Origin of the sequence: Nocardia veterana NBRC 100344 (assembly GCF_000308855.1) — a bacterium.
Lineage (GTDB): Bacteria > Actinomycetota > Actinomycetes > Mycobacteriales > Mycobacteriaceae > Nocardia > Nocardia veterana.
In genome coordinates this window covers 41299-67235 of the sequence record NZ_BAGM01000049.1, presented here as the reverse complement: position 1 = coordinate 67235, position 25937 = coordinate 41299, and the positions used below count along the sequence as shown (strand labels likewise).

Sequence of the window (25937 nt, the reverse complement as noted above, 5' to 3'; positions counted from 1 at the left end):
TACAAGGAGTTTCACACCCAATGTCGTCCATCGTCTACGACTACCTGCTGCCTCTCGTCGGTCCCGAGCAGGCGGCCTACTGGGCCCAGATCCTGGTCGTCAACCCCGCGGGCTGATCTCCGCGCGACCGCAGCCACCCGTGGCGGAAACCGGCTGCGGTCGCATCGCCCAGCCGTCGACGCCTTCGACAGGGAGAACCCCATGACCTCGGATCTCGTCTGGTTCATCACCGGCACCAGCAGCGGTTTCGGCCGTGCGATCGCCACCGCCGCGCTGGCCGCGGGCGGCAGCGTGGTCGCCACCGCGCGCCGGCCCCAGCAGCTGGCCGATCTTCGCGATCACGATCCGGAGCGCGTCCTCACCGCGGAGCTCGACGTCACCGATCCGGCGACGATCACCGCGGCCGTCGAGGCGGCGCGAGTCCGGTTCGGACGCATCGACGTCCTGGTCAACAACGCCGGTTACGGTCTGCGCGGTGCGCTCGAGGAATGCGACGACGAGCAGCTGCGACAGTTGATGGAAACCAATGTGTGGGGCCTCATTTCGGTCACCAAGGCGGTGCTGCCGCTGATGCGCGCCCAGCGCAGCGGGCATATCGTGCAGCTGTCCTCGGTCGGCGGCGTGCGCGCCCGGCTCGGCGGAACCCCTTATGCGCTCAGCAAATTCGCGGTCGAAGGGCTGTCCGAGGGGCTGTCCTACGAGGTCGCACCGTTCGGAATCAAGGTCACCATCGTGGAACCCGGCCCGTTCCGCACCGACTTCGCCGGCCGCTCCATCCGATGGGCCGACTCGATGCCCGAGTACGAGCCGATCTTCGCCGAGGAGCGGCGGCGCTTCCAGGCTCAGGACGGGACCCAGCCCGGTGATCCCGCCCGCGCCGCCGCGGCCATCCTCCGCGCGGTCGAGATGGACGAACCGCCGCTGCGCCTGCCCCTGGGCCCGGAGGCCTTCGCCGGCATCCGCGCCACCCTCACCCAGCGACTCGCCGATCTGGACGAGCTCGAGCCCTGGGCCGCCGATACCAACTTCCGATAGCCGAGCCGGCTCCCCACTATCGAAAGGCCCGGCATGCTCACCGTCGAGGACCGCTTCGCCATCACCGATGTGATCAATCTGCACGGCCATCTGACCGACAACGGCGATTTCGACGGCTGGCCGGCGCTGTTCGCCGAGGACGTGATCTACGACGTCACCGCGCTGGGCGGCGGCGTGCTGACGGGTATCGAGGCGTGCCGCACCGCCGCGCTGGCCCTGGGCGACGCCAATCCCGTCGCCCATCACGTCACGAATATCGTGATCAACGAGGTCGCCGACGGTACGGTGCGGGCACTGTCGAAGGGGCTCGGCGTGATGACCGACGGCTCGGTCGGCAGCGTCACCTACGAGGACACCCTCGAGCGCCGGGGCAACGGATGGAAGATCACCCACCGCATCGTCCGGCCCCGGCGTACCCCGTTGCAGCCGTAAACCGCGATCGCCGCGGCGCTGATCCGTATCGCCAATCACCTACCGGCGGAAGGCTCGGCTCACCGCTGACCGGATCGCAAACGCATCGAATAGTGCTCCGAAGTTGCCTGCGCGGGCGATCATGGACAGATGAACGCGGAACCCCTGCCGCACACCCCCAACCTGAAACGCGCCCTGAACCAGGCCACCGACCTCGCCCGCGAAACCGGCCACCACGCCGTCACCGCCGAACACCTCGTCCTGGCCACCCTGCACGACCCCGACTCCTCCGTAGCCCGAGCCCTCCACCATGCCGGTGCCAACCTCGCGGCCATCACCGACGCGCTCCACGAAACCCTCCGAAACGGGCCCTACCCCGATCCCCCCGAGCCACCGGAAGAAGATTCTTCCCGCAAGGCACTCTGATTTCCGCCGCTCGTCCGCGGCTGCCCCGGCCGCCGTACGCCCGACGAATCCGGGTGCCGGCTCGGACGCTGTGACGATTACGGCTCGCCGTCCGCGGCGGCCGGGGGCCAGGGCGGAGTCGAGCACTCGGTGCCCGGGACGGGTGCCAGGAATCTGCCGTCCGGGCGGTCCGTGTGGTAGATCGAGACGTCGCGCCCGTACATATCCGTGACCTCGTGCATCCGATGCTCCACCACCGAGAGCGGACCCTGTTTGGAGAGCACGTACACATCGTCGGAGGCCACCCGGGCGACCACTCCCGAGTGGGTGACCTCGGATCTCGCATTGCGATAGACGACCACATCTCCCGGTACCGCCGAACCTGCTTCGGCGACTTGCCGAAAACCGTTGTGCGACAGAATGTCGTCGACTGCCCGCCCGGGCAACCAGGCCGCCGAGCCAGCACGGCTGAAGGTGAACCCGTGGCAGTTGAAGTTCGGATTGATCGGCTGGATCGGCTCCAAACGGTCCAGCCGGACGCCGGAACGAATGTTCTTGCGGAACAACTCGGTCAGTCCGGCTCTGGTGCGAAAGATCCACGGTTCATCGGGTGCGGTAGCGACCGCCTCCAGCAGCGTGCGGGGCGGAATCACCAGTCCCGCATCGGTTCTGTGGCTGCGCACGGTCATGGGGTCGGTGGCCCACCCGGTCCTGGCGATCTGTGCGTCGACGTCCGGAGACGGGCCGGGAGGCTCTTTCGTTGCCGGCCCGGAAGCTGTGGTCGCCGGATTCGGTCCGGCATCGGCGGCTCGCCCTGCCATCCGTCCGAGCTCGGCGTCCTCGTCGCGGTATACCTGAGGGCTTTCCGCGATTCGCTCGCTCACGCGCCGTATATTGCCGGCCCATTGCCGACCGAGACGGGCGAACTTCTCGGCCGCCAGATGCGCGGCCTCCGCGGCCTTTCGACTCGCGCTTGCGAACAAGAGAACTCCTCTTTCCGAGCCCGTCGGCCTACGATGCCAGGAAGGGCGCCGCCATCTCTTCGAGCCCGATTCTCGACGCGAGCAGCGGTGGTGCAGAAAGAACGTAGCGGAACACCGCCGACCCCCAGCGGCTGGAAAATCCGTCCCATGCCGTGTCCGCGGGAGCAGACCGCCCGGGCGGAAGGCGGGTAGTCACCCACCGGTGCGGGCCCGGGCCGCGACGGTCGGCGGCACGGCAGTCCGATGGTGCGGCGGGGCGGCCCCCCGAAGGGGACGAGTCGGTCTGTAAGCCGGATCCTGTCCCCGGTTCGCACCGGGGGGCGACCATCCATCTGGGTGCACCGTCACCGGGCACCTCGAGCAGCCAACCCGCAGGCTCGGGCGAGCAGCCCTCGGGCACCTGCGCAGCCGCACTCGCGAGAGTGCGACCTTCGACCTTGCTCCGGGCGGGGTTTACCGAGCCGCCCCGGTCACCCGGGGCGCTGGTGCGCTCTTACCGCACCGTTTCACCCTTACCGGCCGGCCTCCGGAGAGACCGCCGGCGGTCTGTTTTCTGTGGCACTGTCCCGCGGGTCACCCCGGGTTGCCGTTAACAACCGCCCTGCTCTGTGGAGTCCGGACTTTCCTCGGCGACGGGCGGCGGTACATGTGCACCCGTTCCCGTCGACGCGGTCGCCCGACCGACTCGTCCGCACTATTGTGCCGTGCCAGGGCCGTCGATCGCACCCCGGGCCCCTCCGAACCTCCGGTACGAGCGGCCGCATCGCACCACTCGTGGCGCGGTACTACCGGTTACGCATACAGTGAAGCCCGCATTCGCCGCGGAGTGTGCGGGCTCGGCGGTCACCGGCACAGGAGGGCAGCGCAGATGGGGTTCGGCGACTTCCAGAACGAGATCTACTTCCAGGGTCTGCGCGGCGTGGTGCCCGAATTTCCGGTGGCCCACGGCGAGCTCGAGCAGCGCGCGCAGGCGGCGATGCCGCCCTCGATCTGGTCGTACGTGGCCGGTGGCGCCGGTGACGAGCGGACGCAGCGGGCGAACGTCGCCGCCTTCGACCGGTGGGGTCTGCTCCCGCGGATGTTCGTGGGCGCCAAGGAACGGGATCTGTCCGTGCAGCTGTTCGGAATGACCCTGCCCACACCGATTTTCCTGGCGCCCGTCGGCGTCATCGGGCTGTGCGCGCAGGACGGGCACGGCGATCTGGCCACCGCCCGGGCGGCCGCCCGCACCGGTGTCCCGATGATCGCCTCCACGCTGACCGTGGATCCACTGGAGGACGTCGCGGCCGAATTCGGCGATACCCCAGGCTTTTTCCAGCTCTACACCCCTACCGACCGTGACCTGGCGGCGAGTCTGGTGCAGCGGGCGGAACAGGCGGGATACAAGGGCATCGTCGTCACCCTGGACACCTGGATCACCGGCTGGCGGCCGCGCGACCTGTCCACCGGCAACTTCCCGCAGTTGCGCGGGCACTGCCTGGCCAACTATTTCACCGATCCGGTCTTCCTCGCGGGGCTGCAGCGCCCACCGGAGGAGGATCCGATGAGTGCCGTGCTGCGCTGGGTGCAGCTGTTCGGAAATCCGCTGCGCTGGGAGGATCTGAGCTGGCTGCGCTCGCTCACCGACCTGCCGCTCATCGTCAAGGGCATCTGCCATCCCGATGACGCGCGGCGCGCCCGCGACGGCGGGGTGGACGGCATCTACTGTTCGAATCACGGTGGGCGCCAGGCCAACGGCGGCCTGCCGGCGCTGGACATGTTGCCGGAGGTCGTCGACGCGGCCGAGGGGCTGCCGGTGCTGTTCGATTCCGGAATCCGCACGGGCGCCGACATTGTCAAGGCGCTGGCCCTCGGCGCGACCGCGGTCGGCATCGGACGGCCCTACGCCTACGGTCTGGCACTCGGCGGCGTGAACGGAATCGTGCACGTCCTGCGCACGCTGCTCGCCGAAGCGGACCTGATCATGGCGGTCGACGGGTACCCGACCCGCAAGGATCTGACTCGCGACTGTTTGCGTTCCGTGCACCCGTGAAGCCGTCGTGACCGGGGATCCAGCTCTGCGGTTGCGGGCTCGACACAGTACGGTATTCGCCCATGGAGCGTGTCGAGGTGGGGTTCGGTTCGGGAAACGAACAGTGTGCAGCGTGGCTCTATCTTCCGGACGGTCCACCCAAACCGCGTCCACTGGTGATCATGGGGCACGGTCTGGGGGCGAACCGGGAAATGGGGCTGGATCGCTATGCGCGCCGGTTCGCCGCGGCGGGAATGGGCGTGCTGGCCTTCGACTATCGGCATTTCGGCGCCAGCGGCGGGGAGCCCCGGCAACTGATCAACATCGCCCGCCAGCGTGACGACTGGCGCGCCGCGATCGCCTACGCCCGCACCCTCAAGGGTTTCGACGCCACCCGAATCGCCCTGTGGGGCAGCTCCTTCGGCGGCGGTCATGTGCTCTCGATCGCGCACGAGGACGACTATCTGGCCGCCGTGGTGGCGCAGTGCCCGTTCACCAGCGGCTGGTCCTCGGCGCTGGCGAAGGGTCCGATCAGCCTGACCAAGACCGGAACGCTGGCACTCACCGATATCGTGTTCGGCCCGATCCGCCGCAAGCCGGTAGGTGTGCGGCTGGCCGGTCGGAAGCGCTCGGCCGCCCTGATGAGCGCCTCCGACGTACCCGAAGGTTTCGGCCGTCTCGCCGAGGAGAGCGAGCAGTATCAGCCGAAAGTGGCTGCCCGGGTGGGTATGTCGGCATTGTTCGACGCGCCGTGGCGACGCACCAAGGGCATCAAGGTGCCGGTGCTGTACGCGGTGTGCGACAACGACACCGTCGCCCCGGTGGGGCCGACCCTCAAAGCCGCCGAGCGCACCAAACACGGCATCGTGAAGCGCTACCCCATCGGCCATTTCGACATCTACTTCGACGACTGGTTCGAGAAGGCGGTCTACGACCAGACCGAATTCCTGGTGTCGGTGCTGCGTCCGTAACCGGGACGAACGGGCCCGGTTCCGGTGGAACCGGGCCGCGGCATCAGAGATAGGACGTGTCGTTCACCAGGCGGACCGAGGATCCCCCATCGGGGTAGAACTCCGCGATCGACAGCGATGCCAGGTCCAGGTGCAGCCGGTACAGCAGCGACGGCCCCACCTCGAGCGCCAGCTGCAGCAGCGTCTTGATCGGCGTCACATGACTGACCACCACGACGTTCTGCCCGGGATACAACGCGATCAGGTCCCGCCGAGCGGCCTCGACCCGCTCCCGCACGGCGTCGAAACTCTCCCCGCCGGGAGCGGGTAGCGACGGATCCCCGAGCCAGCGCTGATGCAGTTCCGGATCCCGTTGCGCGGCTTCGGCGAAGGTGAGTCCCTCCCATTCGCCGAAATCGGTCTCGGTCAACGCGTCCAGCACCCGCACCGGCACGTCCAGCGCCTGCGCGGCGGCCTGCGCGGTTTCGCGTGCCCGGCCCAGCGGTGAGGTGACCACCGCCGCGATATCCCCTTTCGCTGCAAGGTATTTCGCGGCCCGCGCGGCCTGCTCGCGGCCCAGGGCCGTCAGTTCCGGATTCCCGCGGCCGGAATACCTACGCTCGACCGACAATTCGGTCTGACCGTGACGTAACAGCAGAAGCCGCGTGGGCCGCCCGCGGGCGCCGGTCCATCCGGGTCCCGGCGCGGCGCGCACCCCCGCGGTGCCGGGCACCACCGGATCGGCCTGCGCCGCCCGGGCATCGGCGGCCTCGTCGATCCCACTCGGCAACTCGGCCTCGGCGCCGCGCTCCGATCCGGCGCTCTCGGCGATCGAATCCGATTCGGCCACACCGCCCTCGGCGACCAGCGGGCGTTCGGTATCGGCCGCGCGGACCTCGGCGACCACCTCGGCGTCGTCCATGGCCTCGTTGGCGAGCCGATCGGCGTGCGCATTCCGCTCCCGCGGAATCCACTGGAAGCCCACCCGATCGAAACCGGCGACCAGCTGCCGGGCTCGCTCGGCGAGCGGAATCATGGCCGCGTGCTTGACCTTCCAGCGCCCCGACATCTGTTCCACGACCAGCTTGGAGTCCATGCGCACCTCCACGATGCGCGCCCCGAGCTCGGCCGCGGCCGCCAAACCCGCGATCAGACCGCGGTATTCGGCAACATTGTTGGTGGTGACGCCGAGGTACTCGCGACGCTCGGCGAGGATCGTGGCGTGATCGGCATCCCAGATGACCGCGCCGTAACCGGCCGGGCCGGGATTACCGCGTGAGCCGCCGTCGGCCTCGACGATCACATTGCGTACCGTCATCGCCGCGCCGTCACAATCCGGATTGCTTGGTGCGCACCAGGATCGCCCCGCATTCGGGACAGCGGACCACGACCTGCGGGTCGGTCTTGGCGATGCGGGCGATCTCGCCACGATCGAGTTCGATCCGGCAGGCACCGCAGCGGCGGGCCTGCAGGAGCGCCGCACCGACGCCGTGCTGGGCCCGCTGCTTGTCGTAGATCGCCAGCAGGTCGGCCGGGAACTGCGCGACCAGCTGATCCCGGTCGGCATCGCAGCGTTGCGCGGCGACATCCAGGTCGGCGACCGCGTCGTCGCGGCGGCTCTGCGCCAGGGCCAGATCCTCTTCGGCGCGGGTGAGGTTGGCCCCGGCATGCTGGTGGTCGGCCTCCGCGGCCTCGCGCCGCTCCATCACCTCGAGCAGTTCGTCCTCCAGCACACCGCGTCGCCGTTCCAGGCTGCCCAGTTCGTGCTGCAACTCGGAGAGCTGCTTGGCGCCGACATTGCCGCCCTCGAGCATTCCGCGGTCCCGGGCCTCGCGCTTGCGCACGGCGTCGATCTCACCCTCGAGCTTGCGAATGTCGCGGTCGAGATCGTCGAGCTGGATTTCGACCTTGACCGCCGCGTCCTTGCGCGCGGTGCGTTCGGCTTCCAGCCGCTGCACTTCCTGCTGTTCGGGCAGCACCTTGCGGCGATGCGCGATCCGCGTCAACTCGGCGTCGACGGCCGCGAGGTCGAGCAGTTTGGCCTGGATCGGTGGTTCGACATTCAACGCGGGACGTACTCCTCGACACTGTGGACGGTTGCGGTGGCGACACGTGCGCGACGCCGGTGCTCAACCGTACTCTGCCCGCGACCGGTTTCGTCCCAACCCCGCAGCACCGGCCCCTGAGCACGGCATTCGCCGGACGTAGCGGAAACCCGAATGCGTCGCCTCGGCGATTGTGCGACTCTGGCCCGATGGCCGAACATCGCTATCGCGTGGACGTGGTGTGGACCGGCGCCACCACCGCCTACCGCTCGTACTCGCGTGATCACGAAGTGCTGGCCGAGGGGCGGCCACCGCTGCCGGGGTCGGCGGATCCGGTGGTGGGGCGCGGCGACGCCACCCGCTGGAATCCCGAACAGCTGCTGGTCGCCTCGCTGTCGCAGTGCCACATGCTGTGGTACCTGCATCTGTGCGTCGAGGCCGGGATCGTGGTGACCGATTACCTCGACCAGGCCGAGGGCGTAATGAACGACCGGCGCTTCGAACAGGTCGTTCTTCGCCCGCGCGTCACCATCACCGACGGCGCAATGGTCGAGCAGGCCCGCGCGCTGCACGCGAAGGCGCACGAGCGCTGCTTCATCGCCAACTCGGTGAACTTCCCGGTCGATCACGAGCCCGATATTCGGACCGAGTGAGGGCGGGCACGGCGGCGCGGCGAGCCGATGGTCGTCGCTCTGTGCCGCCCCTCAGTCGTCGGCGGCGCCGAGGGTCCAGGGATCGGTCCGCAGGGCGCTGACCCGGGTTTCGACGTCCGGAAACGCTTCTCGGACAATCCCTTCCGCCTGGGCGCACCAGGGGTACTCGCTGGCCCAGTGGGCGACGTCGACGAGCGCGGGACCGCCGGCGCGCAGGTTCTCGTCCGCGGGGTGGTGGCGCAGGTCGGCGGTGACATAGGCATCGACGCCGCGGCGCGCGACGGTACCGAGGAAGGAGTCGCCGGCGCCGCCACAGACCGCGACGGTGCGGATCGCCCGGTCGGGATCGCCGGCCGCCCGCACACCCCACGCGGTGCCGGGCAGGGCGGCCCGCACGCGAGCAGTGAAGGCGCGCAACGTTTCCGGTTCGGGCAGGGTGCCGATACGGCCCAGCCCCTGGCCCGAGGGCAGTGCCGCGCGTTCGGTCACATCGAAGGCCGGTTCCTCGTAGGGGTGGGCGGCGCGCAGCGCGGCGAGTACCGCGGCGCGGGCCGACGGCGGCGCCACCACCTCGATCCGGTCCTCCGCCACGAACTCCAGGTCGCCGACCCTCCCGATCGCCGGATCGGCTCCCGCCAGCGGGCGGAACTGCCCGGTTCCGGGCACGCGCCAGGCACATTCGCCGTACCGGCCGGCACCGCCCGCGCCCGCCGCGAACATCGCGGCCAGCACCGCGTCGGTATGGGCGCGCGGAACGAACACCGACCAGGTGTCCACCGGCGTCGCGGACTTCTGTTCCAGCGGCCCGGTCACGGTGAGCCCCAGCGCCTGGGCGAGCGCGTCGGAAACACCCGGATCGGCGGAATCGGCGTTGGTGTGGGCGGTGAACAGCGCGCAGTCGTTGCGGATCAGCCGGTGCAGCAGCGCGCCCTTCGGAGTACTCGCGGCGACCGTGTCGACGCCGCGCAGCAGCAGCGGGTGATGGACGACCACAGCGTCTGCGCCCCAGGCGATCGCCTCGTCGACCACCGCCGCGGTGGCATCGACCGCGAACAGCACGCGGGTGACCGGGGCCGCCGGATCACCGCAGACCAGCCCCACCGAATCCCAGGACTCGGCCAGCCGGGGCGGGTAGGCATCGTCGAGGACGCCGATCAAGTCCTTCAGCGCCACAGCCGAATTCGTCGCTTCCACACCGCACCTCCACCGATTCGCTCGTCGGGCCATTATCCATTCGGGTACCGCCCGCGGGGCGGTCGAACACGCGCCACTCTCACAGCCCGATGTCCTCGATCGCGGCCACCAACCGGTCGACGGCGGCGCGATCGCGCACGGCCAGGCGCAGGAACTCACCACCGAGTCCCGGGAAGGTGTCACCCCGACGGACTGCGATATCCCTGTCCGCCAGGTGCTTTCGCAACAACTCGCCGTCGGGCACCCGGATCAGTACGAAGGGCCCGGCGGCCGGTTCGTGCACCTCGACGCCGAGTGCGCGCAGCCGCGGAATCATCGCCGCCCGCTCGGCCGCGATCCGGGCCGCGCTCACCGCGGCGGCGGCGAGCGCCCGCGGTTCGGCGGTGGCCGCGATCGCCTCGAGCTGCAGCGTGCCGAGCGCCCAATGGGCGCGACCGCGATTCAGCCGGGCCAGCAGTGGCGCCGAGCCCAGCAGATATCCACAGCGCAACCCGGCCAGCGCCCAGGTCTTGGTCAGGCTGCGCAGCACCAGGACGTCCGGATAGGACTGTCCGGCAAGCGATTCCGGTTCGCCGGGCACGGCATCGGCGAAGGCCTCGTCGACCACGACGATACGACCGGGCCGCCGCAGCGATTCGACGACGGCACGAGGATGCAGCACCGAGGTCGGGTTGGTCGGATTGCCGAGCACCACCAGATCGGCCGCATCGGGGACACCGGCACCCGCCAGCGCGTAAGGCGGTGGCAGCACCACCCGGGTCACCGGGATATCGGCCTCCCGCAGCGCGAGCTCCGGTTCGGTGAACGACGGGTGGATGACGGCGGCGAGCCGGGGCGCCAGTCGCGGTAACAGCGCGAATCCCTCTGCCGCCCCCGCCAGCAGCAGCACTTCCTCCGGTGCCCGGCCGTGCCGGGCGGCCACGATCGACCGCACGGACCGCTCCTCCGTGTCGGACGGGTATCGGCCCAGCTCCGGTAGGCGCGCGGCCAGTCGCCGCCGCAGCCATTCGGGTGGCGCGTCCCCGCGCACATTCACCGCGAAGTCGACCATCCCCGGCCGCACCTCGCGGTCCCCGTGATGACGCAGCGCCGCGAGATCGACAGCGGAACCGGCGCCCGACGAACCCGCGGCGACTCCGGGCCCGGCCACCGGCGTATCCGGGCCGCCCGGGCCTCGGCGTGTCCGCGGCTCGGCGGTCGTGGGGGTGTCCTCTGGCACAGCCACCCACCCTACGTGGCCGTCGCCCGCACCGACCGGCCACAATGGGTGCGTGGGCGAGCTGCACGTGACTTTCATCTGCACCGGTAACATCTGCCGGTCGCCGATGGCCGAGAAGATCTTCGCCGCGCATCTGGAACGTGCCGGACTGGCCGATCGGGTGCGGGTGAGCAGTGCCGGCACCACCGCGTGGCATGTCGGCGCCGACGCCGACCCACGCACCACCGCCCTGCTGACCCGGCACGGGTATCCGGTCGGGCACGTCGCCGCCGTGATCGGACCCGACCATCTGGACGCCGATCTCCTGGTCGCCCTGGATTCCACGCACGATCGCGAGCTGACCCGGTTGCGGATTCCGCAGGCCCGGCGGCGGCTGCTGCGCAGCTTCGATCCCGCCGCCGACGATCACGACGTACCCGACCCGTACTACGGCGACGACGCCGATTTCGAGCTGGTGCGCGAGCAGATCGAGGCTGCCGTTCCGGCGTTGCTGGACTGGGTGCGTGAACAGCTCGGCGAGCCCGTCGCGACCGGATCCGGGCGATGAACCTCGCACGGCGGCTGACCTTTCTGCTGCGGCCCAGCTGGTTGATTCTGGCGGTCGTCGTGATCGCCTTCGCCTATCTGTGCTTCACCGTGCTGGCCCCCTGGCAGCTGGGCAAGAACACGTCGACCTCCCATCGGAACAACCTGATCGCGGCCTCGGTGAACGCCGATCCGGTACCGGCGGCCGATCTGCTGAACAGCCCGACGGGCGCCCCACCGGCCGGAACGGATCCCGCCGACACCGAGTGGCGGCGGGTGATCGCCACCGGGAGCTACGTGCCGAACTCGCTGGTGGTCGAGCGTTTGCAGCGACTGAACGACCAGCCCGCCTACGGTGTACTGGCGGCCTTCCGGCTCGACGACGGCCGCATCGTGCTGGTCGATCGCGGACTGATCGCCGCGGTGAACGGCTCCCAGCTGCCGGTGATCGCCGAGCCGCCGTCGGGCCCGCAGCGCATCGAGGGACGGGTCCGCAGGTCCGAAGGTGTCGTTCCGGGTAAGGACCCCATGGTGGGTGACGGATTGCGCCAGGTGTACTCGGTCGACACGACGCAACTGTCGACGGTGCTCGGTTCTCCGCTGACCAGTTTCGCCACCGGCGAGCACGGCGGATATCTGCAGCTGGACGCCGGACAACCGGGCGCGTTCACCCCGCAACCGCTGCCGCAACTCGATGCCGGCCCGTACCTGTCCTACGGCCTGCAATGGATCGCGTTCGGGGTGATGGCCCCGCTCGGGCTCGGCTACTTCATCGTCGCCGAACTGCGGGAACGCCGCCGCGACCGGGCCGCCGCCGAATCGGTGGCGACGACCGATGCGCCGAGCCCGGCCGATGTCCCCGCAGCCGTCGCTGCCTCGGCCGCGGAGAGCACACCCGCTCCGGCTGCCACCTCGACCCGAACCGACGAAACCCGCCCGGCGCCATCCGGAAACGACCGCCCGGCCGAGCCCGCGGCAGGGCCGAAACCCACCGCGCCGCGAACCACCGCGGATCGCCTCGCCGACCGCTACGGCAACACGCGCCGCTGACCCGCACCTCGCAGCGCTACGACACCGCCGCTGGCGGATCCCTACGCCGGCGCCTCGGCGCGAGCCGAGCCGCGGCGCCCGAGTCCGTACGCCGCGCCCGCCGCGAGTACCGCGGCGGCCACCTGCACCGCGTTCGACAGGCGGACCGCCCGGTGTAGGTCGGGGACCCGGGGCGCGGGCCCCCGGCCCAGTACCGGTCGCAGTTCCACGCCGTGGCGATACTCGGTCCGCCCACCCAGCGCGACCCCTAGCGCCCCTGCCATGGTGGCCTCGGCGACGCCGGCATTGGGGCTGGGATGGGCGCCGGCGTCCCGGCGCCACGCCCGCCACGCCGCGCCCGGTCGGCCGCCGACGAGCGGGGCGAGCACGACGGTCGCCGCCCCGCTCACCCGGGCGGGCAGCAGATTCGCCAGATCGTCGACGCGGGCGGCGGCCCAGCCGAATCGGCGATAGCGTTCGTTGCGGTAGCCGATCATCGCGTCCAGGGTGTTGATCGCGCGATAACCCAGCACTCCCGGCACCCCGGCGATCGCTCCCCACACCAGCGGGGCGACCGTGGCATCGGAGGTGTTCTCGGCAATGGATTCGACTGCGGCGCGGGCCAATCCGTCACCGTCGAGCACATCGGGATCGCGGCCGCACAGCGCGGGCAGCACCGTGCGCGCCCCGTCGAGATCCCCGGCTTCCAATCGGTCGGCCAGCTCGCGACCGGTCCGCGCGAGCGTGGTACCGCCGAGCGCGACCCACGTCCCGGCGGCGGTCGCCAGGATCGTGCCGAGCCCCGCGCCCGCACGAGAACGACGGCGGTTCCTCGCCCGGGCACGACGCCGTGCGACCGGCGAAACCGCGCCCGTCCCGCGGTCTGGACCGGCCGCTGCCGGGCGATCGGCGCGGAAAGCTCCTACCGACCGGCCGATCGACTCCGCCGCCGATCCGAGGGCGACGACCCCGCCGACCAACACCAGCTCGTGCACCAGCCCGGCTCCGCGCGCATCGCGATAGCTCAACGATTCGGCACGCGCGGCCACCGAACCGAAGAGCGCCACCGGATGTCCCCGTCGCGGATCACCGAACATCCGATCCGCCACGAAGCCGAGTACCAGGCCCGCGGCCCGCGCCGTTCCGTTACGCACCGCGCGAGACTATCGTCCCGCGCAGCGCCGTCCGCCCGGCACGTCACCGCCCGTGGCTCGTCCCGAGCGGGACGGCGATGTCACACTCGTCGGGGTCGCGTCGTCCATGAGGAGAACGGCCCGCGGCGCCGGAGCACCCGGGCGCCCCCGAGACGAGGATGGCAGCAGTGACGACCGGACCCGACGATATCGACGCCGCCGAGCTGGCACGGCAGTTCGAGGAGCATCGTCAGTATCTGCGCCGCGTGGCCTACAGCACCCTGGGCAGCCTCAGCGATGCCGACGATGTCGTGCAGGAGGCCTGGCTGCGCCTGCAACGCTGGTACGAGACACGGTCCCCCGGCGAGCAGATCGACAATCTGCGGGCCTGGCTCACCACCGTCACCGGGCGGCTGGCCCTCGATCAGCTGGGCTCGGCCCGGGCCCGCCGCGAACAGTACGTCGGCGAGTGGCTGCCGGAACCCGAGGTGACCGCGTGGGACGATCCGGCCGACCGGATCTCACAGGACGAGCGGGTCACCACGGCGCTGCTGGTGGTGCTGGAATCGCTGTCACCGGCCGAGCGGACCGCGTTCGTGCTGCAGGACATCTTCGGTATGACGGGTCCCGAAGTCGCCGAGGTGGTCGGCCGGACCCCGGCCGCGGTGCGGCAGCTGGCCTCGCGGGCCCGCAAACACGTCGAACAGGGCACGCCGCGTTTTCCCGCGAGCCGCGACGAACACGAGAAGGTGGTCTCGGCCTTCTCGCTGGCCTGGCGTTCCGGCGATCTGCACGCCCTGCTCGGCGTTCTCGACGAGAACGTCACCCTGACCGCCGACGGCGGCGGCCGCGTGCCCGCGATCCGGCAGCCGGTGCACGGCGCGGAACTGGTGGCCAAGCTCTACTTCGGCTGGTATCGCGCCGGACAGGGCGCGTGGGCGCGGATGGTGCAGGTCAACGGACAGCGCGGGCTCATGGTGTTCGACGGGCAGCACATGGGCATCATGGCGTTCACGGTCGAACAGGACCGCATCACCTCGATCACCATCGTCCGCAATCCGGAGAAGCTGCGGAATCTGCCCGAGGGCGAGCCGGATTGGATGTTGTGACGCCGGTGCCGGGGCGGGCTAGGCCGCGCCGGAACCGGCCGCCAGCAGACCGTGCGCCTGGGCCACCTCGGGTGAATACAGCTGTCCCGCATCGGCGGTGAGTCCCGCCGCCAGACCCGGATCGGTCCGGCAGGCGGCCCGCCACCCCAGGTCGGCGATGACGCGGACATACGGCAGCGTGGCATTGGTCAGGGCGACGGTGGCGGTGTGCGGTACCGCGCCGGGCATATTGGCGACGCAGTAGAACAGCGAATCGGCCACGGGGAAGGTCGGTTCGGCGTGCGTGGTGGGATGTGAGTTCTGGAAACAGCCGCCCTGATCGATGGCGATGTCGACCAGCACCGACCCGGGCCGCATCCGTCGTACCAGGGTGTCCGGAACCAGTTGCGGCGCACGGGCTCCCGGTACCAGCACCGACCCGATCACCAGATCGGCCGCGGTGACCGCACGATCGATCTCGGCGGCGTTCGAGGCCAGGGTGGTGATCCGCCCGCCGAATCGGCTGTCGAGTTCGCGCAGCCGCACCGGGTTGGTGTCCAGCACGCTGACCCGGGCACCCATTCCGACGGCGACGCTCGCGGCGTTGGTGCCGGCGACGCCGCCGCCGATCACCACCACGTCGGCCCGCCGCACCCCGGGCACCCCACCCAGCAACACTCCGGCACCGCCGGTCGGCGCCATCAGATGGTAGGCGCCGACCTGGGTGCCGAGTTTGCCCGCGATCTCACTCATCGGCATCAGCAGCGGCAGCGATCCGTCGGGGGCGCGCACGGTCTCGTAGGCGATCGCCGTGATTCCGGAGGCGAGCACCGCGTCGGTGCATTCCCGTGAGGCCGCCAGATGCAGGAAGGTGAACAGTACCTGCCCGGCGCGCATGCGGGAGTATTCCGCTGCCACCGGTTCTTTCACCTTCAGCACCAATTCGGCCTCGGCCCAGACCTCGTCGGCGGATCCGGCGATCTGCGCGCCGGCGGCGAGATAGTCGGCGTCGGTGAATCCGGACCCCAGCCCGGCACCGCATTCCACCAGCACCCGATGACCGTGCCGGCCGAGTTCACCGGCGCCGGTCGGGGCCAGGGCAACCCGACTCTCCTGCGGTTTGATCTCGCGCGGAACCCCGATTCTCATACCGCCATCGTGACCCGGATCGCGTCGTGCCGCCACGTTGACGCGGCGGCGATTCGTAGATCGGCAATCGAATGGCAATCGCGGGGCCGGTTCTCAGAGCGGAACCGTTTCGCCGAGCGGCGGAATGCGCAGTTGCCCGCCGCGGCCGCCGTATTCGAACGTGCGGCGCAGGTGATCCAGCGTTTCGGTGAAATGCGCCCAGCCCTCGGCGTGCACCGGAACCACCACGGCATCGCCGAGTGCCCGGGCCGCTGCCAGTGCGGTGCGGGCGTTCAGCGTGACATCGGTGTCCGCGAAACGTCCGACGTTGGCGGCGCCCACATTGAGCAGGGCGATATCGATCCGACCGAACCGTGCGACGATCCGCTCGACGTAGTCGACCGAGGCGTTGTCGCCGGAGATGTAGACGGTCGGCAGGTCGTCGGCCTGCAGGACGAACCCGGTGACGGTGCCGCTCAACGCCTCCGCGCCCTCGGGTCCGTGCAGGGCGGGCACCGCGGTCACCGTGACCGCGCCGATCGTCACCGCCTCCCACACCCGCAGGCCGCGCACGCCGTCGATCCGCTGCGCGGCTTCGGGCGTGGACAGGACCGTCGCCACGCCGGTCAGGAACGCCCGCCCGGCCGGGTCGAGGTTGTCCGGATGCTGATCGTGGGACAGCAGCACCACGTCCACCGGGCCCACTCGATCCGCGCCGACCGCGGGGCCGGTGAGCTTGTGCAGCGTGAGTGCGCCCGAGGTGTAGGCGCCCGGGGCGTCGAAGGTCGGGTCGGTCAGCCAGACCAGCCCGCCGTAGTTCAACCGGACCGTGGGGCCGCCGATGTGGAGCAGTTCGACCGTGGTGGACAGCGTGTTCGTCATGAGCTACAGCCTGGCCGCCCGGCGCCCGCACCGACAGTGGCCCGAAGGCCATCCTTCGATAAAATCGGGCCATGCATGTGGTCGCCGTCCTCGCCTTCGACGGCATCAGCCCGTTCCATCTCTCGGTGCCCTCGCTGGTGTTCGGCCGCATCGGCACGAGCGCGCAGCAGAGCGCGCCGTATCAGGTGCTCACCTGCGCCGAACGTCCCGGAATTCTGCGCACACCAGGCGATTTCGATCTCGCCGTGCGATCCGGCCTCGAAGCGGTCGAGCGCGCCGACACGGTGGTGATCCCGAGCTGGATTCCCGGACTCGAGGTCTCCCCGGCCATCCGGTCGGCGGTGCTGGACGCGCACGCGCGGGGCGCACGCATCGTGGGACTGTGCCGCGGTTCCTGGGTGGTCGCGGCCACCGGCCTCGCCGACGGCCGGGAGGTCACCACGCACTGGGGTCTGGCTGCGGCCCTGGCCGCCGCCCATCCGGCGGTGACCGTGCGCGCGGACCGGCTGTGGACCGATCTCGGTGACGTGGTCACCTCCGCGGGAGTGGCTGCGGCACTGGACTGTTGCCTGCATCTGGTGCGGGCCGACCACGGTGCCCGCGCGGCGACCGAACTCGCGCGCACCCTGGTGCTGGCGCCCTACCGCGCCGGCTCGCAGGCCCAGTACATTCCGCTGGCGGTCCCCGACGCCGCGGACGACGATCCGATCGAGGCCGCGATGGTCTGGGCCCGAACGCATCTCGACCAGCCGATCGACCTGGACGGCTGGGCGCGCACGGCACTGATGTCGCGACGCACCTTCACCCGGCGGTTCCGCGAGCGCACCGGTTCCAGCCCGCAGCGCTGGCTGCTCGAGCAGCGCATCGACCGCGCACGGCTGCTGTTGGAGTCGACCGACGACACCATGGACCGCATCGCCGCCGATACCGGCCTCGGCACGGCGATGAACCTGCGCCACCACTTCCATCGCAGCCTCGGACTGCCTCCGGCCGCCCATCGCGCCCAGTTCCGGGCCAGCTATGTTGGCCTGCATGAGGATCAAGCTGGGTGAGCACGAACCGCAGATCGACGCCACCGCATGGGTGGCGCCGACGGCCACGGTGATCGGCCGGGTGCGGTTGGGTGAGCAGGTCAGCGTGTGGTACGGCGCGGTGATCCGCGGCGACCTGGAGGGCATCACCGTCGGCTCCGGCAGCAATATCCAGGACGGCTGTGTCCTGCACGCCGATCCCGGCTTCGCACTGCGGGTGGGTAGCGGAGTATCGGTGGGCCACAACGCGATTCTGCACGGCTGCACGGTCGGCGACGACGTGCTCGTCGGGATGGGCGCGACCGTACTCAACGGCGCGGTGATCGGTGAGGGCTGCCTGATCGCCGCGAACGCCCTGATTCCCGAGGGCGCGCAGATCCCGCCGGGCTCGCTGGTCGCGGGCGTACCCGGCAAGGTGCGCCGGGAACTGGGCGAGGCCGAGCGCGACCGGATCAAGCTGAACGCGGCGGTCTATCTGCACAATATGAGCACTCACCGCGACACCGGCAGTCCGCTGTGAGACAGACCACACTGGTCAAACGCCCATGTTGATCTCTTGATAGCATCGTCGCAGCATGTTCGCGGTCCGCGGCAGTGAACCATCGCCACGGACGGCGCGCTGCGGAGCGGGTATGCAGGAGGTTAGACGGTGTCGTACGAGCAGTCCGGTATGCACCGACCCAAGGGGCGGATCAGTGTGGCCGATATCGCGGCCCAACCGGGGGGAATCGAGGCGCTGCAGCGCCGGGTCCACGAATTACGTTCCAGCGGAAGCGATTTCGCCGCCAATGCGATCGAGCGAGAGATGGCCGCGCTGAACCTGCGATGAACCCGGCCGGGTAGGCCCGGGGTCCGGCCCGTCGGAACCGGCGCGTGGCGATGAGATAATGATCGTCAGCCTTCCGCATCGACGCGGTACTACGCCGATTCGACTGGAGTCCCCATGCCACCTGTGCCGTCCATCCTGGCCCGGATCCTCGAGAAGCCGCGCTCCGATGGTGAGCAGCTGCTCGAGAGCGCCCTGTCGGCCTTCCTGGACTTCGGGATCAAGCGCACCAGCATGGGTGAGATCGCGCGCCGCGCCGGGATCAGTCCCGCGACGCTGTATCGCCGATTCGAGTCGAAGAACGATCTGGTCGAAGCGGTCAGTGTGCGTGAGGCGCAACGCTTCGTCGCCGATATCGAGCAGCGGGTGGGCAGTATCGCCGACAACGAGGACCAGCTGGTGGAGATCTTCGTCGTCTTCATCACCGCGCTGGCCCACAACGAGCTGCTGCAACGGCTCCTGCGCACCGAACCCGAGCTGATCCTGCCCCGGTTGACCACCGATGCCGGCCCGATCCTCGCCGTGGGCCGGGCGTATCTGGCCGACAAGCTGCGCGGCTTGCAGAAGGCCAACGCCGAGTTGGATTTCGACGCCGATCTGGTCGCCGAGATCATGGCCCGGCTGGCGCAGTCGCTGGCGTTGACGCCCGACGGGCTGATACCGCTGTCGGATGCGCAGGCCGCCCGCGCCTTCGCCCGGCGGACCCTCCTGCCGATGGTCGGCGGCGGCGCCTGACCGGTACCGGTCCACGGATTCCGCTCGAGAGCCCGGAGTACCAGCCGCATCGGCGCGCACGCCGCGTCCTGATCGCGTCGTCACCTTCCCACCGGCCGCACACCGGCAGGATCCAGGCCGAAGGCCGCGGCGACCCGCTCGTCCAGCACCGCCTGATCGGGTTCGGCGCGCCCGTCGGCGAATGCACCGGCCAGCTCGACGAGGCTCCGAGCGGCAGCCGTTTCCGGGTCCGGGAGCGGTAGCCGCATCACATACTGCGTGATCCATCGACGCCGGCCGGCGTAGAGCCGATTCCCGCACACCGCGTCGTAGAAGCATCGGCCGAGCGTCGAATTCGCCACGGCCATCAGCAGATACGCGATCCGCTCGTCGCCGATGTCGGCCAAGGACATCCAGTAGCAGTCGCCGTTGACCACCGCGCCACTGCGATCGAGGGCGAATCGCGGCGTCACGCTGATATCGGGAAACACCACCTTCGGCCGGCCCCACAGCTGCGGCCGGTGCGGCACCCAGATCTCGTACCATTCCCGGCCGCTGCCGGTCAGATAGTCGCGCGCGGCGAGGACGTCCTTGTGCTGTGCGAGATACGCTGCGGCCGCCGGATAGTCGTTCAGATCGACGGGTCTGCGACACGGGCACGAGCCGTCGTAGGGATAGAGCACCCGGGTGTCGCGGGCTCGCTCGATCCGCCACGGGGCGAGATCGTGATGGGTGAGCAGATCCCGGAGCAGTTCGGGCTCCGGCCGGCACGGTCGGTCGTCCCAGCGGTCGGAGATGAAGACGCGGTCCGCGGTCGTCTTGATCCCCACTCGGATGCGCGCGATATCGCCGAACGTGCGCCAGGTCCCGCCGCCGACCCGGCGCAACCACTCGTCGGTCTCCGGTCGCGACATCCGCCACGGGACCGCGGGATCGAATCCGGCGGCCGCGGGCCCGCCGGCCGGCTCGGTGGGCGCACCGGCCGTGTGCCGGGACCGGCTCGCCGCACTCCCCTCGGCCGGCGCGCCGGTCCACAACGTGCCGATCTCGATCGCGATCCGGCGACCGCCGTGCCGGACCACCGAATCGTCCGTGGCGGTCAGGGCCGCGAACAGGTCCGCGCGGCCGGTCGGTTCCCGATCCGATTCGTACGCGGTGACGAAGCGGCAGGTGCGCCGCCGGTGCCCCCGCACCGCGATCGTCACCGCGGGCAGCACCGCCGCCTCGAACAAGCGGGTGTCGCCGAGATCGTAGAGTTCGACCGGAGTCAGCTGCTCGAACAGCAGCGACCGCAGGTTTGCCCCGGCCTTGGTGCTGAGAAAACGGTTGGCGCACAGCAGGCCCAGCACCCCGCCGGGACGCAGCAATCGCGGCACGGTCGCCACGAACGGGTGCGTGAGGTCGATCCGGCCGGACAGGCCGAACTGCCTGCTCAACAGCTGCGCGGTGCCACCACCCAACTGCTGGGTACGCACGTACGGCGGGTTGGTGATCACCGCGTCGACCCAGGAATCGGCCAATTCGGTTGCCGCGGCGAGGAAATCACCTGTCCGCCAGTCGAAATCGACCCGGCCCGGCGCGGCGCCGATCTCCGCGACGATGTCGGGGCAACCGCGCCCCAGCGCGAGTACGCCCCGCGACCGTGCCATTCGCACCGCCTCCGCGTCCAGGTCGTAGCCGATCAACCGCACCGAGGTAGCCGGATAGCGCCGCGCCGCCAGCGCGGCCACCGCGAGCAGCAGCTCACCGTCCCCGCAGGCGGGGTCGAGGATCGAGATCTCCGGGCCCGGCCGCAGGTGCGCCAGCATGCGTTCCGCGAGGAATTCGGCCAGCCGCATCGGGGTGTAGTGCCGCCCGTGCCGCTTACGCGTCGCACCCCCGCCCGGCTCCCGGTCGACCCGGCGGTCTGCTGCTGGCTGCTCTCGCCCGCCGCGCATCTGAGCATTGTGCCCGCACCCGGGACGGATATGCGGGAACTCACCGCATCGGGGTGTGGGATGCCGGGTGGTGGGCTCGGTCAGCGGCGCTCGATGCGTTGCGTCGGCGGCCCGATCGGGCCGCGCTCACGCAGGTAGGTCTCCAATGCGTCCAGGTCGGTGGGACCGGCCGTGGTGTCCGTGCCGCGGGTGAAGACCGAAAAGCCGTCGCCGCCGGAGGCGAGGAAGTTGTTGGTGCTCACCCGATAGGTCGCGACGGGGTTCAGGGGCTGATCGCCGATCCGCACCGAATCCGCGATCACCTTGTGGCCGGGGGCGGCCTTCTCGTCGTAGGCGTAGGACATTCCCGCCACCGCCAGCACGCCCGGTTTGCTCTGGTTGTTCCACTGCTGTTCCAGCAGGTCCAGGATCTGCCTGCCGGTCAGGGTGAGGGTGACGACCTGATTGCCGAACGGCTGGGTCCGGTAGATGCCGCCGTAGGTGATCGGCCCGGGATCGATGTCCGCGCGCACGCCGCCGGGATTCATGAACGCCGCCACCGCCCGTCCCGAATCACGGGTGACGTCGAGCATGGCATCGGCGATCACGGCGCCGAGCGGGGATTCACCGCCGGCACTTGCGGCGCGCGACAACGGCGCCGCGGCGGTGCCGACGACCCGTTGCGCTCGGGGCGCGGCCTGAGCGGAGAAGTAGCCGACCAGCTTCGTGACCTCCGGATCGGGCGGCACGTCGCGGGTGACCACCCGGTTCACGGCGTGCGCGGTCACCGTGCCGTCCCGGAAGCGCAGCGTCACATCGGTGATCAGGCGGCCGAAGGAGGCGGCCTGGGTCACCACCTTCCCGTCGAATTCACAGCTGTAGGCCTGGTGGCTGTGCGCCGTGAACAGCACGCGGACGGCCGGGTCGGTATGGGCGGCCAGGGCGGGCACATCGGGACTGATCTCGGCGCACCCGTTGTAATCCGTGGCCGCCGGGGCGGTGCCCTGGGCGCCGCCGTCGTGGACGAGGGCGACGACGGTTTCGGCGCCGGCCTGCTTCAGGGCGGGCACGTATCGGTTGATCGCCTCGGCCTCGTCACCGAAGGTGTATCCGCGAATGCCTTCCGGGAATACGAGATTCACGGTATCGGGCGTGACGACCCCGACCACGCCGATTCTGTGATCACCGACCGTCAGCATGGTCCAGGGCCGCACGCCCGGTGGGAACTCGCCGTGGGCGTCGGTGAGGTTGGCGGCGAGATAGTCGAAGCGCGCACCGGTGAACGGTTCCCCGGGCGAGCAGCCGTCCGGAGCGCATCCACCCGACCGCAGCCGGCCCAACTCCGAAACCCCGTGATCCAGTTCGTGATTGCCGACCGCGGAGGCGACGACCCCGGCGTGATTCAGGAAGCTCACCGTGGGCTCGTCGTGGAACAGCGAGGACACCAGCGGGCCGGCGCCGATATTGTCCCCGGCCGACAGCACCGCGCTGTCGGGATAGGCTGCCCGCAACCGCTGCAGATGCGTCGACAGATAGGCCGCTCCACCCGCGCTGAACTCACCCACCTGCCCGTTCCCGCCGCTCGGCGGTTCCAGATTGCCGTGCAGGTCGTTGATTCCGAACAGATGCACCTCGCCCGGTTCCGCTGCGGGCAGATCCGTCGTGGTGACCAGCGGAATCGACCCGCGCGGTGGCACCGACCGATCCGCCCCACACGCTGTCAGCAGCACCAGGCCCAGCACCGCGCCCCCGGCCATCATCCGCCGCAGCATGCCCATGACATCCCATCATCACAGTCCGCGGCAGCGTGCGGGCAACGACGCGGTGAATTCTCCCCCACCCGCGGGCCTTCCGCCGCTGCAGCGTCCCCGGCTGACGTTCGACAGCCGGCACCTACCGGCCTCGTGCGGGAGACGGCGCAGGTAACGCTGTAACGTGTTTCACTTCAGACTGCGGGGCGGATCCGTGAAGGAGTACACGAATGGTGAGTTTCTTTGCCCGCCAGGGAGATCGTCTGGTCCCCGAGCGTCTCGCCGTCAGTCCGTGGACTCCGACTCAGCTGGCCGGGACGGGCGTGTGTGGACTCCTCGCTCGCGCCCTGGAGCCACACGGTCCGGACGGCTTCGTCCCGGCCCGACTGACAGTGGATCTCTACCGCCCGGTAGCCAACGGAAACTTCGACATTCGCAGCCGAGTCGTCCGTAGCGGCTCTCGCATCCTGCTCGCCGATGCCACACTGATGCAGGAGAACACGGAACGAGCCCGCGCCTCCGCGCTGTTCCTGACCACCGGCGACGAACCACCCGGACAGGTCTGGTGCCGCCGCGACGATCTGCCGATGCCACCGGAAGGAACCATGTCCCCGCACGGTTCGCCGCCGCTGTTCCGCAGCGGCACCGGCGACTGGAGTCCCGACTTCGCCGCCCATCAGAACGCCGACCGCAAGTTCTGCTGGCAGAGTCTGCCGCCCCTGGTAGCCGAAGAACCGCTCACGCCGTTCCAGCGCGTCGCGATTCTCGCCGATGCCGCCAACCACGTCTGTCATTGGGGCTCGGCCGGCGCCGGCTATATCAATACCGATGTCACGGTGGCGCTTTCACGGTTGCCCGTCGGCTACGAGGTGGGGTTGCGCGGGGACGACACGCATGCTGCAGCCGGTATCTCGATCGGCACGGCCACTCTCTACGACCGCGCCGGTACGTTCGGGACCTGCGTGGTCACGACCCTGTCGAATGCACTGCGGCAGATCGACTTCGCGGCCACGTCGAGCGCCGAATTCGCGGGCGAACCCGGCTGAGGTCGGGCGTTCACTGCCGATAGGTGCCGAGGAAGCGGCCGATGCGTTCGATGATCGCCTCGAGTTCGTCGGCGTAGGGCAGCGTCGTGATCCGGAAGTGGTCGGGCCGGGGCCAGTTGAAGCCGGTGCCCTGCACGATGTGCAGCTTCTCCTGCAGCAGGAGATCGAGGACGAATTTCTCGTCGTCGTGGATGTCGTAGGTGTTCAGGTCGATCCGCGGGAAGGCATACAGCGCGCCTTTGGGTTTCACACAACTGATGCCGGGGATGGAGTTGAGCGCCTCCCAGGCCCGGTCGCGTTGCTCCCGCAACCGGCCGCCGGGCAGGGTGAGGTCGTAGATGCTCTGATGACCGCCCAGCGCGGCCTGAATGGCTTGCTGCGCGGGAACGTTCGCGCACAGCCGCAACCCGGCGAGCATGGTCAGACCCTCGAGGTAGTCCTCGGCGTGGCCGGTGGGGCCGGAGACGACGAGCCAGCCCGAGCGCAGACCGGCGCAGCGGTACCCCTTCGAGAGCCCGGAGAAGGTGAGGCACAACAGGTCCGGGGCCAGCGCGGCGATCGAGGTGTGGGTCAGGCCGTCGTAATAGATCTTGTCGTAGATCTCGTCGGCGAAGACGACCAGGTTGTGGCGGCGGGCGATATCCAGGATCTGGCGCAGCACCTCGGGCGGATAGACGGCGCCGGTGGGGTTGTTCGGGTTGATCAGCACGATCGCGCGGGTACGGTCGGTGATCTTGGCCTCGATATCGGCCTGGTCCGGATACCAGTCGGCGGCTTCGTCGCAGATGTAGTGCACGGGCCGGCCGCCGTTGAGGGCGGTCGCCGCGGTCCAGAGCGGGAAATCCGGTGCGGGAACGAGGACTTCGTCGCCGTTTTCGAGCAGCGCGGTCAGCGCCATCATGATCAGCTCGGAGACCCCGTTACCCAGAAAGACGTCCTCGACGTCGATATCGGCGACACCGAGGGTCTGGTAGTACTGCACGACCGCCCGGCGCGCCGGCAACAGCCCTTTCGAGGTGGAGTAACCGGTCGAACCGGGCAGGCTGCGGACGATGTCCTGCAGAATCTCCGCGGGCGCCTCGAATCCGAACGGCAGGGGGTTGCCGGTGTTGAGTTTCACCACGTGGTGACCTTCGGCCTCCAGCCGCGCCGCCTGCTCCGCGACCGGTCCGCGGATCTCGTAGGAGACTCCGACAAGTTTGCTCGACTGTCTGACCTGCATGGATATTCCCTTCCGACGGTTGCCACGGATACTGTACTTGGTCTTTCCAAGTTTTCGCTTGGTATTTCCAAGCAGTCGACTACAGTAGGGACCGTGCCACGCCGAAACTATGACCACTACTGTCCGGTGAGCCGGGCCCTCGAGGTCGTCGGGGATCGCTGGAACCTGCTGGTGGTTCGCGAATTGTGCTCCGGGCCACGGCGATACAGCGATCTGTTCGCGGATCTACCGGGCATCAGCACCGATATCCTGGCCGGCCGGCTGAAGGATCTGGAACGTGACGGCGTGCTCACCCACCGGCGCGTCGGCCCGCGCTCGGCAGCCGCGGTGTACGAGCTCACCCCCGCCGGGCACGCGCTGCGACCGGTCTTGGAAACCCTCGCCCAGTGGGGCGCTCCCCTGCTGGGCGAGCGGCGCAGCACCGACGCCGTGCGCGCCCACTGGTTCGCACTCCCCCTCGGCCGCGCGGTCGCCGAATTCGCGGGCGAGGGAACCACCACCGTGCACATCGGCGAGACGGTGCTGCACTACGTCGTCGACGCCTCCGGCATCACCCACTACGACGGCCCCGCCGTCACCGGTGATCGCGAACTTCACCTCGACCTGACGGGCGCGACCGAAGTCGCCACCGGCGCACGATCTCTCGCGGAGGTCATGGCCACCGTTCCGCAGGGATGAAGTACCTCTCCTCGCACCGGCACCCCTGATATACCGATCTCGGACGCACTGTGAAAAACATT

The 25937-nt window shown here is 69.8% G+C and carries 26 protein-coding genes and 1 other RNA gene; 15 read left to right on the top strand and 12 right to left on the bottom strand.

Going from position 1 to position 25937, the window contains the following annotated elements; genetic code table 11:
• Window positions 1-201: 201 nt before the first annotated feature.
• From ON37_RS08250 to ON37_RS08240, 3 genes are all read left to right on the top strand, one after another.
• Window positions 202-1035: an oxidoreductase gene (locus tag ON37_RS08250; RefSeq protein WP_040718208.1), complete on the top strand. Its 834-nt coding sequence runs from the start codon at window positions 202-204 to the stop codon at window positions 1033-1035.
• A gap of 33 nt (window positions 1036-1068) precedes the next feature.
• Window positions 1069-1467, top strand: coding sequence for a nuclear transport factor 2 family protein (locus tag ON37_RS08245; protein ID WP_040718207.1), 399 nt, complete (start codon window positions 1069-1071; stop codon window positions 1465-1467).
• Between the two features lie 129 nt (window positions 1468-1596).
• The gene (locus tag ON37_RS08240) at window positions 1597-1872 is read left to right on the top strand and encodes a Clp protease N-terminal domain-containing protein (protein ID WP_040718206.1); all 276 of its coding nucleotides are present in this window, start codon (window positions 1597-1599) and stop codon (window positions 1870-1872) included.
• Window positions 1873-1949: 77 nt separating this feature from the next.
• On the opposite strand, the gene ON37_RS08235 is transcribed toward ON37_RS08240, so the two are convergent.
• Window positions 1950-2735, bottom strand: coding sequence for a DUF7689 domain-containing protein (locus ON37_RS08235; protein ID WP_157171388.1), 786 nt, complete (start codon window positions 2733-2735; stop codon window positions 1950-1952).
• Window positions 2736-3104: 369 nt separating this feature from the next.
• An RNA gene (rnpB, locus tag ON37_RS30875) (RNase P RNA component class A) lies at window positions 3105-3522 on the bottom strand.
• Window positions 3523-3702: 180 nt separating this feature from the next.
• Between rnpB and ON37_RS08230 the strand changes: the two genes are divergently transcribed.
• Window positions 3703-4866, top strand: coding sequence for a lactate 2-monooxygenase (locus ON37_RS08230; protein ID WP_040718204.1), 1164 nt, complete (start codon window positions 3703-3705; stop codon window positions 4864-4866).
• Between the two features lie 62 nt (window positions 4867-4928).
• Entirely contained in the window at window positions 4929-5816 is an 888-nt protein-coding gene (locus ON37_RS08225; RefSeq protein WP_040718203.1) for an alpha/beta hydrolase, read from the top strand.
• Between the two features lie 43 nt (window positions 5817-5859).
• Here ON37_RS08225 and ON37_RS08220 read toward each other — a convergent pair whose 3' ends face one another.
• Both ON37_RS08220 and ON37_RS08215 read right to left on the bottom strand, forming a co-directional pair.
• Complete coding sequence (locus ON37_RS08220) at window positions 5860-7113, bottom strand: bifunctional RNase H/acid phosphatase (protein WP_040718202.1); 1254 nt, start codon at window positions 7111-7113, stop codon at window positions 5860-5862.
• 10 nt (window positions 7114-7123) lie between these two features.
• A complete protein-coding gene (locus ON37_RS08215) occupies window positions 7124-7861 on the bottom strand; it encodes a zinc ribbon domain-containing protein (protein WP_040718201.1) in 738 nt (245 codons plus the stop codon).
• 188 nt (window positions 7862-8049) lie between these two features.
• Here ON37_RS08215 and ON37_RS08210 point away from each other — a divergent pair, with 188 nt between their 5' ends.
• Window positions 8050-8493 (top strand): OsmC family protein, encoded by a 444-nt coding sequence (locus ON37_RS08210; RefSeq protein WP_040718200.1) that lies wholly within the window; start codon window positions 8050-8052, stop codon window positions 8491-8493.
• Between the two features lie 51 nt (window positions 8494-8544).
• On the opposite strand, the gene ON37_RS08205 is transcribed toward ON37_RS08210, so the two are convergent.
• Window positions 8545-9687 (bottom strand): Nif3-like dinuclear metal center hexameric protein, encoded by a 1143-nt coding sequence (locus tag ON37_RS08205; protein WP_040718199.1) that lies wholly within the window; start codon window positions 9685-9687, stop codon window positions 8545-8547.
• A 79-nt stretch (window positions 9688-9766) separates the two neighbouring features.
• Entirely contained in the window at window positions 9767-10837 is a 1071-nt protein-coding gene (cobC, locus tag ON37_RS08200) for an Rv2231c family histidinol phosphate aminotransferase CobC (RefSeq protein ID WP_040718198.1), read from the bottom strand.
• 121 nt (window positions 10838-10958) lie between these two features.
• Between cobC and ON37_RS08195 the strand changes: the two genes are divergently transcribed.
• Both ON37_RS08195 and ON37_RS08190 read left to right on the top strand, forming a co-directional pair.
• Entirely contained in the window at window positions 10959-11453 is a 495-nt protein-coding gene (locus ON37_RS08195; RefSeq protein WP_040718197.1) for a low molecular weight protein-tyrosine-phosphatase, read from the top strand.
• Window positions 11450-12481 carry an SURF1 family cytochrome oxidase biogenesis protein gene (locus ON37_RS08190; RefSeq protein ID WP_040718196.1) on the top strand — a complete coding sequence of 344 codons (1032 nt, stop codon included), beginning with the start codon at window positions 11450-11452 and terminating at the stop codon, window positions 12479-12481. Before ON37_RS08195 ends, ON37_RS08190 begins: the two co-directional genes overlap by 4 nt.
• A gap of 41 nt (window positions 12482-12522) precedes the next feature.
• Here the strand turns inward: ON37_RS08190 and ON37_RS08185 are convergent, their stop codons facing one another.
• Complete coding sequence (locus ON37_RS08185; protein WP_040718195.1) at window positions 12523-13614, bottom strand: cobalamin biosynthesis protein; 1092 nt, start codon at window positions 13612-13614, stop codon at window positions 12523-12525.
• Between the two features lie 167 nt (window positions 13615-13781).
• Between ON37_RS08185 and sigJ the strand changes: the two genes are divergently transcribed.
• Entirely contained in the window at window positions 13782-14702 is a 921-nt protein-coding gene (gene sigJ, locus ON37_RS08180) for an RNA polymerase sigma factor SigJ (protein ID WP_245553110.1), read from the top strand.
• A gap of 18 nt (window positions 14703-14720) precedes the next feature.
• Here the strand turns inward: sigJ and ald are convergent, their stop codons facing one another.
• Window positions 14721-15830 carry an alanine dehydrogenase gene (gene ald, locus ON37_RS08175; RefSeq protein WP_040718227.1) on the bottom strand — a complete coding sequence of 370 codons (1110 nt, stop codon included), beginning with the start codon at window positions 15828-15830 and terminating at the stop codon, window positions 14721-14723.
• Between the two features lie 93 nt (window positions 15831-15923).
• Window positions 15924-16691, bottom strand: coding sequence for an MBL fold metallo-hydrolase (locus ON37_RS08170; protein ID WP_040718194.1), 768 nt, complete (start codon window positions 16689-16691; stop codon window positions 15924-15926).
• A 71-nt stretch (window positions 16692-16762) separates the two neighbouring features.
• Between ON37_RS08170 and ON37_RS08165 the strand changes: the two genes are divergently transcribed.
• The 4 genes from ON37_RS08165 to ON37_RS08150 all read left to right on the top strand — a co-directional run bounded on the left by ON37_RS08165 (window position 16763) and on the right by ON37_RS08150 (window position 19283).
• Window positions 16763-17743, top strand: a complete 981-nt coding sequence (locus ON37_RS08165) for a GlxA family transcriptional regulator (protein ID WP_040718193.1) — start codon at window positions 16763-16765, stop codon at window positions 17741-17743.
• Window positions 17724-18242, top strand: coding sequence for a gamma carbonic anhydrase family protein (locus ON37_RS08160; RefSeq protein WP_040718192.1), 519 nt, complete (start codon window positions 17724-17726; stop codon window positions 18240-18242). Before ON37_RS08165 ends, ON37_RS08160 begins: the two co-directional genes overlap by 20 nt.
• Window positions 18243-18371: 129 nt before the next feature.
• Complete coding sequence (locus tag ON37_RS08155; RefSeq protein WP_040718191.1) at window positions 18372-18551, top strand: hypothetical protein; 180 nt, start codon at window positions 18372-18374, stop codon at window positions 18549-18551.
• Window positions 18552-18665: 114 nt separating this feature from the next.
• Complete coding sequence (locus tag ON37_RS08150) at window positions 18666-19283, top strand: TetR/AcrR family transcriptional regulator (RefSeq protein ID WP_040718189.1); 618 nt, start codon at window positions 18666-18668, stop codon at window positions 19281-19283.
• An 80-nt stretch (window positions 19284-19363) separates the two neighbouring features.
• On the opposite strand, the gene ON37_RS08145 is transcribed toward ON37_RS08150, so the two are convergent.
• Complete coding sequence (locus ON37_RS08145) at window positions 19364-21199, bottom strand: Eco57I restriction-modification methylase domain-containing protein (RefSeq protein ID WP_040718188.1); 1836 nt, start codon at window positions 21197-21199, stop codon at window positions 19364-19366.
• Window positions 21200-21279: 80 nt separating this feature from the next.
• Window positions 21280-22956, bottom strand: coding sequence for a bifunctional metallophosphatase/5'-nucleotidase (locus tag ON37_RS08140; protein WP_245553109.1), 1677 nt, complete (start codon window positions 22954-22956; stop codon window positions 21280-21282).
• Between the two features lie 203 nt (window positions 22957-23159).
• Between ON37_RS08140 and ON37_RS08135 the strand changes: the two genes are divergently transcribed.
• Entirely contained in the window at window positions 23160-23975 is an 816-nt protein-coding gene (locus ON37_RS08135; protein WP_051031342.1) for an acyl-CoA thioesterase domain-containing protein, read from the top strand.
• 10 nt (window positions 23976-23985) lie between these two features.
• Here ON37_RS08135 and ON37_RS08130 read toward each other — a convergent pair whose 3' ends face one another.
• On the bottom strand, window positions 23986-25197 hold the full coding sequence (locus tag ON37_RS08130) for a pyridoxal phosphate-dependent aminotransferase (RefSeq protein ID WP_040718187.1): 1212 nt from the start codon (window positions 25195-25197) through the stop codon (window positions 23986-23988).
• Window positions 25198-25290: 93 nt separating this feature from the next.
• Between ON37_RS08130 and ON37_RS08125 the strand changes: the two genes are divergently transcribed.
• On the top strand, window positions 25291-25875 hold the full coding sequence (locus tag ON37_RS08125) for a winged helix-turn-helix transcriptional regulator (protein WP_040718186.1): 585 nt from the start codon (window positions 25291-25293) through the stop codon (window positions 25873-25875).
• The last annotated feature ends 62 nt before the right edge of the window (window positions 25876-25937 follow it).

Excerpts from the sequence above, each read along its gene's own strand:
- ON37_RS08250 (WP_040718208.1), top strand. The coding sequence starts at position 202 with ATGACCTCGGATCTCGTCTGGTTCATCACCGGCACCAGCAGCGGTTTC.
- ON37_RS08245 (WP_040718207.1), top strand. The coding sequence starts at position 1,069 with ATGCTCACCGTCGAGGACCGCTTCGCCATCACCGATGTGATCAATCTG.
- ON37_RS08240 (WP_040718206.1), top strand. The coding sequence starts at position 1,597 with ATGAACGCGGAACCCCTGCCGCACACCCCCAACCTGAAACGCGCCCTG.
- ON37_RS08230 (WP_040718204.1), top strand. The coding sequence starts at position 3,703 with ATGGGGTTCGGCGACTTCCAGAACGAGATCTACTTCCAGGGTCTGCGC.
- ON37_RS08225 (WP_040718203.1), top strand. The coding sequence starts at position 4,929 with ATGGAGCGTGTCGAGGTGGGGTTCGGTTCGGGAAACGAACAGTGTGCA.
- ON37_RS08220 (WP_040718202.1), bottom strand. The coding sequence starts at position 7,113 with ATGACGGTACGCAATGTGATCGTCGAGGCCGACGGCGGCTCACGCGGT.
- ON37_RS08210 (WP_040718200.1), top strand. The coding sequence starts at position 8,050 with ATGGCCGAACATCGCTATCGCGTGGACGTGGTGTGGACCGGCGCCACC.
- ON37_RS08190 (WP_040718196.1), top strand. The coding sequence starts at position 11,450 with ATGAACCTCGCACGGCGGCTGACCTTTCTGCTGCGGCCCAGCTGGTTG.
- ald (WP_040718227.1), bottom strand. The coding sequence starts at position 15,830 with ATGAGAATCGGGGTTCCGCGCGAGATCAAACCGCAGGAGAGTCGGGTT.
- ON37_RS08170 (WP_040718194.1), bottom strand. The coding sequence starts at position 16,691 with ATGACGAACACGCTGTCCACCACGGTCGAACTGCTCCACATCGGCGGC.
- ON37_RS08165 (WP_040718193.1), top strand. The coding sequence starts at position 16,763 with ATGCATGTGGTCGCCGTCCTCGCCTTCGACGGCATCAGCCCGTTCCAT.
- ON37_RS08160 (WP_040718192.1), top strand. The coding sequence starts at position 17,724 with ATGAGGATCAAGCTGGGTGAGCACGAACCGCAGATCGACGCCACCGCA.
- ON37_RS08150 (WP_040718189.1), top strand. The coding sequence starts at position 18,666 with ATGCCACCTGTGCCGTCCATCCTGGCCCGGATCCTCGAGAAGCCGCGC.
- ON37_RS08145 (WP_040718188.1), bottom strand. The coding sequence starts at position 21,199 with ATGCGCGGCGGGCGAGAGCAGCCAGCAGCAGACCGCCGGGTCGACCGG.
- ON37_RS08140 (WP_245553109.1), bottom strand. The coding sequence starts at position 22,956 with ATGGGCATGCTGCGGCGGATGATGGCCGGGGGCGCGGTGCTGGGCCTG.
- ON37_RS08135 (WP_051031342.1), top strand. The coding sequence starts at position 23,160 with ATGGTGAGTTTCTTTGCCCGCCAGGGAGATCGTCTGGTCCCCGAGCGT.
- ON37_RS08130 (WP_040718187.1), bottom strand. The coding sequence starts at position 25,197 with ATGCAGGTCAGACAGTCGAGCAAACTTGTCGGAGTCTCCTACGAGATC.